The sequence below is a fragment of the Pelagihabitans pacificus genome, assembly GCF_009371985.2.
Taxonomy (GTDB): Bacteria; Bacteroidota; Bacteroidia; order Flavobacteriales; family Flavobacteriaceae; genus Pelagihabitans; species Pelagihabitans pacificus.
The window spans coordinates 1,450,993-1,464,886 of record NZ_VIKU02000001.1 but is presented as its reverse complement, the minus strand read 5'-3'; the positions used below and the strand labels follow the sequence as shown (position 1 = coordinate 1,464,886).

General features: G+C 46.5%; 13 protein-coding genes and 1 tRNA gene. 5 read left to right on the top strand and 9 right to left on the bottom strand.

The genetic code is table 11. The features are described from left to right. Window positions 1-68: 68 nt before the first annotated feature. From FK220_RS06455 to FK220_RS06440, 4 genes are read right to left on the bottom strand one after another with little or no spacing between them, the layout of a single operon-like run. Window positions 69-971 carry a hypothetical protein gene (locus tag FK220_RS06455; RefSeq protein ID WP_152573430.1) on the bottom strand — a complete coding sequence of 301 codons (903 nt, stop codon included), beginning with the start codon at window positions 969-971 and terminating at the stop codon, window positions 69-71. A gap of 2 nt (window positions 972-973) precedes the next feature. Beyond that, window positions 974-1,705, bottom strand: a complete 732-nt coding sequence (locus FK220_RS06450; protein WP_152573429.1) for a hypothetical protein — start codon at window positions 1,703-1,705, stop codon at window positions 974-976. Between the two features lie 17 nt (window positions 1,706-1,722). Next, window positions 1,723-2,931, bottom strand: a complete 1,209-nt coding sequence (locus tag FK220_RS06445; protein ID WP_152573428.1) for a cytochrome c oxidase subunit 3 family protein — start codon at window positions 2,929-2,931, stop codon at window positions 1,723-1,725. Window positions 2,932-2,949: 18 nt separating this feature from the next. Continuing rightward, entirely contained in the window at window positions 2,950-3,150 is a 201-nt protein-coding gene (locus tag FK220_RS06440; RefSeq protein ID WP_152573427.1) for a hypothetical protein, read from the bottom strand. A gap of 362 nt (window positions 3,151-3,512) precedes the next feature. Here FK220_RS06440 and FK220_RS06435 point away from each other — a divergent pair, with 362 nt between their 5' ends. Further along, window positions 3,513-3,839, top strand: a complete 327-nt coding sequence (locus FK220_RS06435) for a tellurite resistance TerB family protein (RefSeq protein WP_152573426.1) — start codon at window positions 3,513-3,515, stop codon at window positions 3,837-3,839. A gap of 146 nt (window positions 3,840-3,985) precedes the next feature. On the opposite strand, the gene FK220_RS06430 is transcribed toward FK220_RS06435, so the two are convergent. The 4 genes from FK220_RS06430 to mce all read right to left on the bottom strand — a co-directional run bounded on the left by FK220_RS06430 (window position 3,986) and on the right by mce (window position 6,137). Next, complete coding sequence (locus FK220_RS06430) at window positions 3,986-4,381, bottom strand: response regulator (protein ID WP_166204789.1); 396 nt, start codon at window positions 4,379-4,381, stop codon at window positions 3,986-3,988. Window positions 4,382-4,802: 421 nt separating this feature from the next. Next, on the bottom strand, window positions 4,803-5,294 hold the full coding sequence (locus tag FK220_RS06425; protein WP_152573424.1) for a hypothetical protein: 492 nt from the start codon (window positions 5,292-5,294) through the stop codon (window positions 4,803-4,805). A gap of 306 nt (window positions 5,295-5,600) precedes the next feature. After that, window positions 5,601-5,674 (bottom strand) — tRNA-Ile (locus FK220_RS06420). A gap of 58 nt (window positions 5,675-5,732) precedes the next feature. Continuing rightward, window positions 5,733-6,137 carry a methylmalonyl-CoA epimerase gene (mce, locus tag FK220_RS06415; protein ID WP_152573670.1) on the bottom strand — a complete coding sequence of 135 codons (405 nt, stop codon included), beginning with the start codon at window positions 6,135-6,137 and terminating at the stop codon, window positions 5,733-5,735. Between the two features lie 109 nt (window positions 6,138-6,246). On the opposite strand from mce, the gene rbfA reads away from it, so the two are divergent. After that, entirely contained in the window at window positions 6,247-6,639 is a 393-nt protein-coding gene (gene rbfA / locus FK220_RS06410; protein WP_152573423.1) for a 30S ribosome-binding factor RbfA, read from the top strand. Between the two features lie 2 nt (window positions 6,640-6,641). Then, window positions 6,642-7,847: an ABC transporter permease gene (locus FK220_RS06405; RefSeq protein WP_152573422.1), complete on the top strand. Its 1,206-nt coding sequence runs from the start codon at window positions 6,642-6,644 to the stop codon at window positions 7,845-7,847. 19 nt (window positions 7,848-7,866) lie between these two features. Here FK220_RS06405 and dusB read toward each other — a convergent pair whose 3' ends face one another. Continuing rightward, window positions 7,867-8,865 carry a tRNA dihydrouridine synthase DusB gene (dusB, locus tag FK220_RS06400; protein ID WP_152573421.1) on the bottom strand — a complete coding sequence of 333 codons (999 nt, stop codon included), beginning with the start codon at window positions 8,863-8,865 and terminating at the stop codon, window positions 7,867-7,869. Between the two features lie 235 nt (window positions 8,866-9,100). On the opposite strand from dusB, the gene FK220_RS06395 reads away from it, so the two are divergent. Together FK220_RS06395 and FK220_RS06390 are read left to right on the top strand one after the other, a co-directional pair. After that, window positions 9,101-12,370, top strand: coding sequence for a DUF1553 domain-containing protein (locus FK220_RS06395; protein ID WP_152573420.1), 3,270 nt, complete (start codon window positions 9,101-9,103; stop codon window positions 12,368-12,370). Between the two features lie 5 nt (window positions 12,371-12,375). Continuing rightward, complete coding sequence (locus FK220_RS06390) at window positions 12,376-13,854, top strand: DUF1501 domain-containing protein (RefSeq protein ID WP_152573419.1); 1,479 nt, start codon at window positions 12,376-12,378, stop codon at window positions 13,852-13,854. The last annotated feature ends 40 nt before the right edge of the window (window positions 13,855-13,894 follow it).

The window sequence follows — 13,894 nt, the reverse complement described above, 5'->3', positions numbered from 1 at the left end:
TCGTTTTACTCGGTAATCGAGATTTAAATGCTCCGACACTGGGGTCGAAATCTATGTTGAAATTCTTTTCATTGAGTCGTGGGCTTACCTCGCGTTTGTTTGCCTTTTTCAAAATCGATAACAAACTGCATCAGTTGCACCATAGCCGGCGACACCCAGCGCCAAAAGACGAAAAGAAGCCCCCCATTGAACAAGAGTGAGATGACCAACCCGAAGTTGGAGGGGGCGTAGGATCGTATAAATGCCGGAAGCAAAAACAACATGCCTTGGGCGACAAAAAAAGCGATGGTAGTGCGTGCAGTGGAAAAAATACCGGAAAGCCATTGATGGCGGACCGATAACACCTTAGAACGAAGGGCCATTTTCACCCAAGGATAATGAAACTGCATCCATGCGGCGATAAACAAGCAAGCGGTAAAGTGCAAGCGTGCCACAAAAACGGCAAAGAAATTATGAAAGATACGCCAGCCGCTTTCGAAGGTTTGAAAGGGATAGGATACGTATAACAAGGTTTCAAGGAATAGGTATAGGCCCAAGCACATCAGTTGTAATTTTAAACGGTCATGCGCCAGATTATACTTGGAAGTAAGGTTCAATTTGCTGAGACAATATAGTACGGCGTACAGACCCGCAAAATAGGACAGTGTATGAAGTCCGAAATAGGACAACGGATATTTGATCGTACGAAAGGGTGACACCAATTCGGCCCCGACCCAATATACATTATTGATCAAGATAGTATATTCGATGATGCTCGAGGAAATACTGAGACAGAAAGCTGAAAAAAGGAGTTTGCTGAATACAAAACAAAGCAACCCGGTGCCCATTCCGATCAAGAGTACGACCAAGGTGCCCCATCCCTCTTCTTTGGCTACCTTAAGGTTGAACCAATTCTTTCTTGGAATATAAAACAGCACACAGGCGATCAATGCCAGTACGAGAAGTAGTATGTATACAACAAGAGCTGGCATGGCTACAGGGTTGAGATACCGTCAGCGAAACTTACCTGTAGGCCCATTTGTTCCTCCAGGGCATACTTCCAAAAGGCCCGGGCCTTATGTACCACGGCAGAATTTTTGGGCTCTGACAGTACGATGAACAATACTTCCCTTTCATCCGTCGATCCGATGGTATCGGGCAGGTAGTAGGCTGCCATTTTCTGGTACGCCTTTTCCATTTGCTCGGGAGTCGTAGGCGGATTTTTATAAAAGTTGACGGCTGGGTTGTTCTCTATCAAATCGCTCACCACGATCAGGATTCCATCGGTTTTGCGGATAGCTTTCATCAGTGTTGGAAAGAGCGAAGTATTTTCCATATTCCCCAAGGAATCGAGGCTTTGTAAATTCTTTTCGTGTGCATCGTAGAAGCTACGCCATCCCAACACCAATTTGTTTTTGGCCTGCCCCCACTTGGTTTGGGACAATTGGGTAGATGTGGGATTGTAGTAACTATGGGTCGAAATATACCCAAAGTCATAATTGACCGTAAAACAAGTAGGTGTTTCTGTGAGCCCCAGCTTTTTGTTGACGAGTTGTTCAAAGTTGTCCTTGCGGAGCTCCTGCTGGGCTTTGTCGACCAAGAGGGAGTCTGTCGCATCTACCAGAATGGTGATGTTTCGGGTGGTCACCGTTTCACATTCGGTATCACAGCTGGCCACAAAGGTTGCCAATATTGCCGATAGTCCTATAAAAATCCCTTTTTTCATCGTTGCAGTTTTATCGATTAAATACGGCTAAAATCATATCCTTTCCACTGAATGTCCATATCTCCGTTGCTGTAGTTTTCGAAGTGTTCCCGGTATTTGGAAAGTTCTTCCATTGAATGGATCTCGAGCGTATCCAACTCCTTTTCGAAAGCGCCTATCTGGGCCGATAACTCCTCGGTTTTGCGTTCCAAAACGGACACATCGCCGAGGATACGTTTGAATTCGTCGGTACCGGCCGCCTGGGAGCTAGTTAGCTTTTCTTCCAGTTTTTGAAGTCGTTTGTACGAGCCCTTTAGTTCAAGCAGTTTTAAATCGAGGTCTGCCTGTTGTGGGGTTTTTTCAACAGGTTCGGGAATGGGTTCGGGTTCTTTCTTCTTTTTCTTCCTTCGGTCCTGGTAATTGTAGATGCTCTTTACCGCATTGGTTAAAAACAGTGCCAGTGTCACCATCATCAGCGCACCGAGAATCAAAAACCCGTTCTTGATAAAAAAGGCCGTAAACGTAAGTGTCTCATCCAACGCCTGGGATTCGAGGAACCATTCCATGACCGTAAAGCCCAAGATGGCGTAGACCCCTGTAATGAGCATTATAGGCAACCAGACCCAACGGAGGGAGATTTTTCTGGAGGTCAGGAAACTGGCGGCAAATACGATGGGAATAAAAAAGATACTCCGCAAAATAATGACGGGCAGGTCGTGCGTCTCCATCAAAATGTTGTAAAACAGGATTCCTTCCCCGAAAATAAAAAGCACTTCGACCAGGTATAGTGCCCAAAAAGGAACACGTTTGGGGCCTTGCTTTTTTTTCGGTTCGGGAAGTTCCTGTCCTGGCTCAAAATCTTCGATCCCATGAATCTCATCGATGTTATAGCGATACGTAAGGGTATCGCCATTCAACTGACAGCGGCGGATATGCTCTTTGATTCCTGCCTTTTGCGTTTGGATCGTTTCCTTGACGGTATTGATTTCCTGTTCGATGGTCTCCGTGCTGTTTTGTGCCCTGGCGACCACCTCTTTGGAAAGTTTGCCGCGGATGATTTCCATCTTACGGATGTTTTCCGCCAGCGATTCCCCCAAGTCGCCTATTTGCTCGTTCAACGTGTACTTTTTTGCCTTGTACCCGTTGAGGATCTTTTTTTCGTCCAAAATGTAATCTTCCTTGGGGGTGATTCCTAGGTGAACGGAACGATACGCCATGTTCTTTAGCTGCTGATTTGAAAATATCATAATGCGGGAATTAACAGCTTACGAATGCAGCATTAGGTACAACTCGGTCTCCAAGGAGATATCGGTCGGCCTGCTAGTTGGCAGGGATGGGAGTTCTTCGATACTTTCAGCAGTAGGGATTTCTGAAAATACCTCGTTCATTTTCTCCCGATCGTAGGAAATCAAGGGTTTCCCCCAAATCGGCTGATTCTTTTTGAATAGGTTTTGGCCCAATTTCATAGGTCTCGTGTTTTTGTGGTTTTCAGGTATATCTGCCGAGCTTTTTTTTTGGGACATTTTGATAGCTCGAATTTCGAAAATAGGGTCGTAAGGACTCTTTGATGCGCGTTGGGCAAAGTCGAAAAGTGCAGGGCAAACCTTTGTGTGGATTGGAAGGTTTTTTTATCTCTGGACTTCTAATGTAAGAATAGCTATAATGGTCATAACCGTTGGGCGATCCTTCCTCATTTGAAAAGGATTTAAAAAACCCTCGGGCCCTTGGGGACTTTTAGTTACCTTGTAGAAAGGTAGTCGGCCAGCTGTAAATTCTCCGCTCAATACCCGATATTTATAACCCTTCCCCCCTCGTAAAAAGAAAGCACATGCAATATAATCTAGCTGAAAAATTGGCCATTGTGAAGGCAATCGATGAAGTAATTCAAGTTGACGGGCAGGTCAACAAAAGGGAAATAAACCTTCTGGACCGTATAATGAGGATTCTTAAAATTGAGAGGGAACTTCTTCAGGAAGCGAGAAAAGTAACAAAAAAAGAAGGTCTTTTGATCTTTAGTGGAATGCCGACGAACAAAAAGCACGCTTTGGCGGTACTTCTGAAAGAAATGGCCGGTGCCGATGGAAGGGTTGACGAAAGGGAAATTAATTTAATTCTCCACATATTTTCTGAAGTAGGAATTCGTATAGATTCCTAGGAAGATTAGACATTTTGCCCTTGCATAGCGCGCTTCCCCACTTATTCGGTACGGCACTCGTAACAAAGGAGCGCTAGTTAAGGGTAATCAGAAATTAAAAAATAATTCTCTTGATGACCTTTGAAGTGATACAATTCGCTCTAAACTCAATATGTTTTGGAAAGAAGAATGGTGTTCATCATGCTTTTGGAAAGCGGCTTGTTGAAATAGTCTTTGATCATTGGGTGCTGCTTTGCCTTTTCCCTGTCCTTCGTATTGGTGAAGGATGACAGAATGTAGATTTCGGTAGACTGGATATCCCGCATAAGGGGCTGGATGGCATCCAGGAATTCCCATCCATCCATTCCGTTCATGGTCAGATCCAACAACAAAATGTCTGGAAGCGCATTCCCCTTTTGATGTAAATCGATGAACCGTGCCAGGCCTTCTTCGGCACTGTCATAGACAACGACATTACAATTCTTGATCGACTGTTCAATACAATACCGGGTAGCGTATTGCGATACCAAATCGTCATCTATAACACATATGGTTGGCCCCATGAACGTTGCAATGAAGTTTTCTAAACATCTAAAGATAGAAATTATCTGCACTATGCCATAATCCATAAGAAAATGAAAACAGTTCTTGTACGAAAAGTTTTTCCAAAAAAATTCAAGGAGCCTGAGATGACCAATTTGCCCTTTCGGCCAAAGATGTTGTGGGTGCAACGGACTTAAATCGAAGAACACCCAACGAATAATACTATTGGTGTGCCCTATAAATCTTTTGTTGACTTTAAAATGGTATCGATAGTGAAGTCCAAAAGTTGGTCCTTAGATGCAAAATCGTTTTGGTCTGACGGCTCTTATGAACGTAAGACGCTGTTAAGGATGCTGACAATTCTTGACTTTAAAAGATAAGGCCACTACGCATTCACTTTACTGAATGGTTGTCAGTTCGCTTCTTTTATTCATTGGAATCTTATTCCAAAGTTTTGATGCTATCCAGTTTTGCCGTAATAGCCTTGTGTTCTTTATGCATCATATCATGCTCTTCTTCCATTGCCCTGTGTTCGGTGGTCAGCTTGTCGTGCATTTCCATCATTTCATTGATTTGGGCTTCCATTTCAGCAGCTGATTTTTCACCAAATCCCTTTTTTAAATCGCTATGGGCCTCAATGATTTTGTCATGGCCTTCCAACAACGCATCATGCTCCGATAAAATGGCTTCATGCTTGGCTATGTCTTCCAGCATTGTGGAGTCCTGGATTATCATACCCTCTAATTGTGTCTTGAAATCCTTGTGTTTTTGGGACATATTGGCGTGAACCGATTTGAATTGCTCGTGAATGCTAGCAATACTGTCGTGCTGGTTCTGTAGCGCATCGAATTTCTCTGCGAGTCCTTTTTTCTGGTCATCGCATCCCACCAAAAACAGTAGCGTAACCAAAAAGCAATTGATAGTTTTCTTCATGATTCTCTTTTTTAGAATTTATTTAAAATTAAGGTATTCTTTGCTGTAATAATTGCCATCCCGTTATTTACAAACGGGAGCCCTTAAAATAACGAAGGGATTTTTGCCCCTTTGCTTCATTTTGTAAAGAAATTGATTCAAATCAAATTTTTGCCGCTATCAGAAAATAAGTAGCCACACATCTATGGCATAGATGGATTATTGGTCCCGTCCGGGTTGCTTCCTCATTTGTCGCAAGCGATCTGGAAACGATTGCGATGGTAATTAAAAAACCCTTACCGAAAGGCAAGGGTTTTCTACTTGATGTGGTCCCACCTGGGCTCGAACCAGGGACCCTCTGATTATGAGTCAGATGCTCTAACCAACTGAGCTATAGGACCAAAAAAACGGACTGCAATATTAGTGTTTATTTTTAAAGCCTACAAGGGTTTTCAGCGTCTAATCCCGTATTTCCTGACACAACTCCACCAAGACCCCATTCGAGGATTTCGGATGTAAAAAAGCCACCAACTTATTGTCCGCCCCTTTTTTAGGCACTTCGTTCAAGACAGTGAATCCCTCCGATTTGAGCCGTGCAATTTCGGCCACAATATCATCTACGGCAAAGGCGATATGGTGAATGCCCTCCCCCTTCTTTTCGATAAACTTGGTGATAGGACTGTTTTCATTGGTGCCTGCCAACAATTCTATTTTATTCGGCCCTGATTTAAAAAAGGATGTTGTAACACCTTCCGAAAGTACCTCCTCCATTTTATAGGCCGGTGCGCCAAAAAGTTTTCGGAACAGTTCGTTGGAGGCGTCCAAATTTTTAACGGCAATGCCGATATGTTCTATTTTATCCATCATAGTAAATCTTTTTTGGCAATAGTTGCCTCTAGATTCATTCGTTAAAATTAGTTCCTGTAAATGTATCAAATGCTGAGGAAAGTCATAAAAGGGCTATTTTTGCAATATGGAAACACAACGACAGAAGAAGATAGCAGGCGTTATTCAAAAAGATATTGTAGATATTCTTCAGCGCGCCGCCCTTGAAGGTGGGCTACAAGGCACCATTATATCGGTTTCCAAGGTTTCGGTTACCACCGATCTTTCGATCGCCAAGGTGTATTTGAGTATTTTTCCCGGTAAGGAGGCTCCCGCTCTAATGGAAGGTATTCAATCGAACCGACCCCTTATCAAACACGAACTGGCACAACGCACCAGGCATCAATTACGACGGGTGCCCGAACTGCTTTTTTTCCTGGATGACTCTTTGGATTATATCGAGAAGATTGAAAAATCATTAAAAGGGGATGAAAATCCTATCGAAGATCGGGATTTGCTTCCGAAAAGAAAAAAATCCTAGGCTTGAATTTTCCGCTCTATATCGCGAAGCGCTACCTGCGTTCCAAAAGCAGCCAGAACGCGGTGAACATTATCAACTTTATTACCTTTCTGGTCATCGTAATCGGTTCTGCAGCCCTCTTTATAGTGCTATCGGGATTTGCCGGACTCAAGACCTTCAGCCTTTCCTTTAGCAATAGCTTTGACCCGGACCTGAAGGCCGCCCCGGCAGTGGGAAAGTTTTTTTCCATTTCCCCGGACCAGGAGGCGGCGCTGGAGGACATTGTCGGAATTACCTATTTTTCCAAAGAATTGGAAGAAAAGGTATATCTCACCCACCGGGAGAAAGACTATATCGCCTATGTCAAAGGAGTCGATTCCAATTACAATCGGGTTATTGATGTTGATAGCACCGTCATCTACGGCAACTGGGCCATCAACGAGCTGCAAGGCGTGGCCGGTATCGGAATCTCCAACGCATTGGGGGTGACTACGAACGAGTTTCGAAATCCGTTGACCGTAGTGGCCCTAAAACCGGGAAAAGGGTTTATTTCCCCGCAATCAAAAAAACAAATCTATAACGAAATGCCTTTGGTATTGAGCGGTATCTACGGAGTCGAGGAGAGTTTGGACAAGAAATACATTTTTGCCGAGCTGAATCTGGTTCGCAAGCTATTGGAAAAAGATAGCACCCAATTGTCGGGTATCAATTTTAAGGTCCGGGATGCTGAAAACATCCCAAAAATCAAAGAGCGGATCAAAGCGGTTTTCGGGGACACTGTTATTGTAAAGAACCGAAAGGAGCAGAACAGTACCCTCTATAAAATGTTGAACACCGAAAATGTGGCCACCTATCTCATTTTCACCCTGGTCTTGGTCATTGCCTTGTTCAACGTAGTCGGAGCCATTACCATGATGATATTGGACAAACAACAAAACTCTAAAACCCTATTTAGTCTGGGCACGACACTCAAGGAATTACGCCGTATTTATTTTGTACAAGGTGTTTTGGTTACCAGTTTAGGCGGACTCATCGGCGTGCTTCTGGGGTCACTGCTCATTGCTTCACAACTGTGGTTTGGCTGGCTCAAAATAACACCCTCTTTGGCCTATCCCGTGGAATTTCAATTCATGAATCTATTGATCGTATTAGCCACTATCGTAATTTTGGGAATTATCGCCGCTAAAATCGCCAGTAGTCGCATCAATGCGAAGTTGATTGCGCAATAGCCCGGGATAGCTTAGGGAATTAGGGGGCCACAAATTCATGGTTCCCAAAAACCTCCAGGGCTTCCTCAAAAGCGGCGAATACATCGGACGCGTCATCGCTGGTGACCATCTTCATGCGGTACTCCTTGAAGTTTGGGATGCCTTTGAAGTAGTTGGTATAGTGCCTTCGGGTCTCGAAAACCCCTAGTTTTTCCCCTTTCCAATCGATGGCCATCTGCAAATGCCTATGGGCTGCGGTCACCCGCTCTTCCATTGTTGGGGGTGCCAAGTGGGTACCGGTTTCAAAATAGTGTTTTACTTCCTTAAAAAACCATGGATATCCGATACTGGCGCGGCCGATCATGGCGCCGTCCAACCCATATTCGTCCCGCATTCGCATCGCGGCCTCCGGGGAATCGACATCGCCATTTCCGAAAACAGGAATGTGCATCCGGGGATTGTTCCTCACTTCGGCGATGGGTCGCCAATCGGCTTCCCCCTTATACATCTGGGCACGGGTACGGCCGTGAATGGCGATTGCCTTACAACCGACATCCTGAAGCCGCTCGGCTACTTCTACAATTTTAATGGAGTCATGGTCCCATCCCAAACGGGTTTTTACGGTAACGGGCAATTTGGTATGCTCTACCATAGCCTTTGTTAGGGAAACCATTAAATCGATGTCTTTTAAAATACCGGCTCCGGCCCCTTTGCTCACCACCTTTTTCACAGGGCAGCCAAAATTGATATCGATGATGTCCGGATTTGATTTTTCCACAATCTCGACCGACCGTAACATCGAATCAAGATTGGCTCCAAAAATTTGGATCCCTACCGGACGTTCCTTTTCATAGATGTCCAACTTCATGACGCTCTTTGCAGCATCCCGGATAAGGCCTTCCGAGGAAATGAATTCGGTATACACCACATCGGCCCCCTGTTCCTTACACAGTGCGCGAAAGGGGGGATCGCTCACATCTTCCATAGGTGCGAGCAACAACGGGAAATCGGGTAATTGGATGTCTCCTATCTTGGGCATGTTCGCTTCACTCGTTTTGGGTGGGCAAAATTACGGAAAAATGTCCAAAATGTAGAGGCTATCGGAATTGACCATTTTCTGACTAGCTATTTAGCGACAAAATCCTATCAATAAATGACAAAGTACGCTTACAGTAGGCTAGTTTAACAGCACAATCTTCGGTAAAAATGTGCGGAATACCTATCTTTAGAAGGCCCTAACTTGCTGATTCAAGGGAACTAGAAAGAAACAATCGATGATCAGTGGAAATTTATTTTTTGGCATAGGACTGTTGTCTCTACTGGCCACTGGCTGTGGAGTCGATAAACCGGAGGAGGTCCTATTGGCCGAAAACGAGCTTCCAGAGACCGTTGACTTTAATTTCCATATCAAACCCATCCTGTCCGATAGATGTTTTGCTTGCCACGGCCCGGACCAACAAAACCAAAAAGCCCGACTTCGTTTGGATATTGCCGATTCGGCCTTCGCTGCACTCCAATCAGGAAACGGATTTGCCATAAAACCGGGCAATTTAGACAAGAGTGAAGTGTATCATCGCGTGGTTTCGACTGATCCCGATGTATTGATGCCGCCGCCCGAATCGAACCTACAACTGAGTCCGCTCGAAATCGCCTATATCGCTAAATGGATAGAACAAGGCGCTGAGTACAAAACCCATTGGGCTTTTAGCAAACCTGTCAAAAGACCGGTTCCGGAGGCAGGTGAGAACTGGGCCAAGAATGAAATTGATCGGTTTATCGCTTCCAAACTAGAAGAAAAAGGCATAGCCCCTTCCCCGGAATCACGAAAGGAAGTGCTGATTCGAAGGCTGTATTTCGATCTTATCGGTCTTCCACCCTCCGTGGCGGAGGTCGAACGGCTTATGGCGAAAGACGATCCCCAGTATTATGAAGCTTTGGTCGATAGTCTTTTAAATCTTCCCGCATACGGTGAGCGAATGGCGGCCCATTGGCTCGATGTGGCCCGTTTTGCCGACAGTGAGGGCTACCTGGACGACTTTCATCATGAGTTTTGGCCCTACCGTGATTGGGTCATCGATGCCTTCAACAAAAACTTGCCCTACGACGATTTTATCCTATGGCAAGTAGGGGGTGATCAGCTTCCAGATGCAGGGGAGGAACAACGTTTGGCGACCGCCTTCAATCGGTTGCATAAGCAAAACTCCGAAGGGGGGGTCATTCCCGAGGAATTCCGGGTGGAATACGTGGCCGACCGAACCAATACGGTGGGCACCGCCTTCCTGGGACTCACGGTGGCCTGTGCCCGATGCCACGACCACAAGTACGACCCTATTTCCCAAGAAGACTACTTTGAGCTCTTTGGTTTTTTCAATAGCACGATCGAACGGGGTGATGGTATCTTTGCCTTCAACGCTGTGGAGAACGGAAACGACGTGCCCAACGAACTTTCCATGAACGCAGGCCCGGTCATGCCGGTGCCTAGTAAAGATGTTGCCAAGATCTATGAATTTTTACAGCGGGAAATTGACCAGAAAGCATCTGACCTGAAAAAAACTGCCAGGACGAACGAACCAAAGGTATTGGATTGGCTCGCTTCGAAGCCCAGTTCCAAGACGCTCGAAAAGGTAGTGACGAACGCGACCGTGGTCGATTTGGATTTTGAGCGTTCGACCGATGGGATTAGCAGGGATCGTGCCAAAGGGTCCAAAGACGCCCGATACTTCGGTCATGCCTTCGTTCCGGGCAAAAAAGGAACCGCACTCCAGTACCAGGAAGGTAAACTTATCGCCGACGGAAGCCGGGTTAGCTTCGAGCGTATGGAGCCTTTTACCGTGAGTTTTTGGATCAAAACGCCTAAAGAGTATGATGAGGCAAGGGTCATCTACAACGGCAACGGACGTATACAAGGATATCGCGGTTGGGAAGTGGTGCTCGACAGCACCCGACTCTCGTTTCGTCTCAACCACGCCCATCCCTATCAATCGTTGGAAGTTCGAATGCCCGAAGCAATCCCGTTAAACCAATGGCAGCATTTTGTATGGAGTTACGATGGGTCGAGCAAGGCAGCCGGGATGGCCATTTATCAAAATGGAAAACCAATCCAAGGGGACATCCTTCGTGACCTATTATACCGATCGGCCAAACCCTATACCGATAAGAGGGCTACCGTATACATGCATTATGAGGGGCTCGTTCTCGGTTCGAGTCATTACGACCAACATTTCGATGGAGGTTTTATCGATGACTTTAAGGTACTAAACCGGGAAGCCGGCCAATTGGTCGCCAATTATTTGTACGATGAGCAGTTGGGAAGCCGGTTGTTTCAGGAATCCATTACCTCGCGCTCGGCAGCCATCAATGAATTTCATTCCCTCCATTTGGACACGGATCTGGCATCGGAAAGAAAGCAATTACAGGAATTACAGCAACGTGAGTTGCAGACCATCGATACCGTTCAGGAAATCATGGTTATGGGCGATTTGGACAAGAAACGACCCACTTATATTTTGGATCGCGGAGTGTATGATGCCCATGGGAAGCAGGTGGGAAGGGACGTGCCGGAAACTATTTTGCCGTGGCCCGAAGATTTGCCAAGAAACCGATACGGACTCGGAAAATGGCTGATTCATCCCGACAATCCGCTGACCGCGCGCGTCGCGGTCAACCAACTATGGTATCTGATGTTCGGCCGGGGACTCGTAAAGACAAACGGTGATTTCGGAAATCAGGGCGCGCTTCCGAGCCATCCGGAACTGCTGGATTGGCTGGCCGTCGATTTTATGGAAAACGGATGGGACGTAAAACGCCTGATACGACAAATGGTCACCTCGGCTACCTATCGACAGTCCTCGGCGATTCGAAAAGATTTGAATGAAATAGACCCCGATAATATCTTGTTGGCCCGCAGCCCACGATACCGGCGTTCCGCCGAAATGGTGCGCGACAACGTATTGGCGGTGAGCGGCCTATTAAACACTAATGTTGGTGGAAAATCGGTTTTCCCCTATCAACCAGAGGGATTGTGGAGCGAAACTATCAGCCACCCGTTTTTTCCCGATTATGAGATAGATTATGAAAACGGACTCTACCGACGTAGCCTTTATACCTTCTGGAAACGAAATGTACCAGTGCCAAGCATGCTGGTCTTCGATGCCTCGAGCCGAAGCGAATGCCAAGTGCAAAGACAACGGAGCAATACCCCGTTACAGGCCCTGGTATTACTGAACGGTCGACAGGTCATCGAAGCTTGTCGGGTACTTGCCGAAAACACCTGGACAGCGACCGATTTTCAACTTTCCGCGGCCATTGACCGCCTTTTTCTAGCGTTGATAGGGCGTTCGCCAACCGAACGGGAGCGGGATATTTTAATGCGGCAATACCAAGCGGAAAAGGAGTATTTCGCCCAAGAACCGCTAAAAGCACAACAGTATTTGAGTGTAGGGGTACAAGAAGTAGCGGCCGAACTTCCGTCTACCGAGGTGGCGGCCTTGACCAGGGTAGCCAATACTTTGCTAAACTCCACGGAAGCTTATTATAAAAATTGAAGAGGATGCAGTATTCCAAGGAAATACAAAAAGCCCAGTATTATCAAAGTCGAAGGGAATTCCTTAAAACCACGAGCCGTGGTTTGGGGAGTGTGGCGTTGGGAAGTCTTCTCTTTCCCGATTTCCTGAATGCAGGTAGTCGAAAGAATGCCATTCCGAACATATCTGGAGGGGGCGTCTTGTCGCGATTACATCATACGCCCAAGGCTAAAAGGGTCATCTACCTATTTCAAAGCGGGGGCCCCAGCCAACTCGAATTGTTCGACTACAAGCCCGAGCTCATCAAACGGTGGGGCGAGGAAATCCCGGACTCGGTACGGAACGGCCAACGGGTATCGGGAATGTTGGCAGCACAATCGAGTTTTCCTCTGGTAGGGTCCAAATTTAATTTTAAACAACACGCCGAGACAGGCGGTTATTTTAGTGAGCTCATGCCTTATACCTCGGAAATTGCCGAGGATATCTGCATGATCAATTCCATGCATACCGAAGCCATCAATCACGAGCCGGCGGTCATTTTCATGCAGACGGGATCTCAACAAACGGGCAGGCCCTGTATCGGATCCTGGATGAGCTACGGTCTGGGCAGTTCGAACAAGAACCTGCCCTCCTTTGTCGTATTACTTTCCCAAGGGAAGGACGATGCCCAAAGCCTGAATATGCAGGCGTGGAATAGCGGGTTTCTACCCTCGCACCATCAGGGAGTCCAATTTCGGTCCGGTGCCGACCCAGTGCTGTACCTGAGTAACCCGCCAGGTATCGATCGCAAAAGCCGGCGAAGGGAATTGGATTATCTGGCAGCCCTTGAGGCGGAGCAGAAAAAGGCATGGGGCGACCCTGAGATTGATTCAAAGATCAGTCAGTATGAAATGGCCTATCGCATGCAGACCAGTGTACCGGAAATTGCCGATCTTTCCGATGAACCGGAGTATATTTTTGATCTCTATGGAAAAGAAGCCCGTATTCCCGGGACTTTTGCCTATAACTGCTTAATGGCCCGTAGATTGGCCGAGCGGGACGTCAATTTTGTACAACTCTATCACATGGGATGGGACCAGCATGGCAACCTGCCCCATGACATCGTGAAATTGGCCAAGTCGACCGATAGGGCCTCCGCGGCCTTGGTAAAGGACCTGAAGCAACGCGGTTTGTTGGAGGACACCTTGGTCATATGGGGCGGTGAATTCGGCCGTACCAGTTTCTCGCAAGGCAAACTGACCAAAGAAAATTACGGGCGCGACCATCACCCAAGGTGTTATAGCACCTGGATGGCCGGTGCGGGTATCCAAGGTGGACTGGTACACGGAAAAACGGATGATTTTGGCTATAATATTATTGAGAATCCGGTGCATGTGCACGATTTCCAGGCCACTATGCTTCATCAACTGGGAATCGACCATGAAAAATTCACCTTTAAGCACCAGGGAAGACGTTATCGATTGACTGATGTACACGGCAAGGTGGTCAAGAGTATTTTGGCGTAATGAAGCGAATAGCGGGGCAACCTAATTGATGGTATCCCCG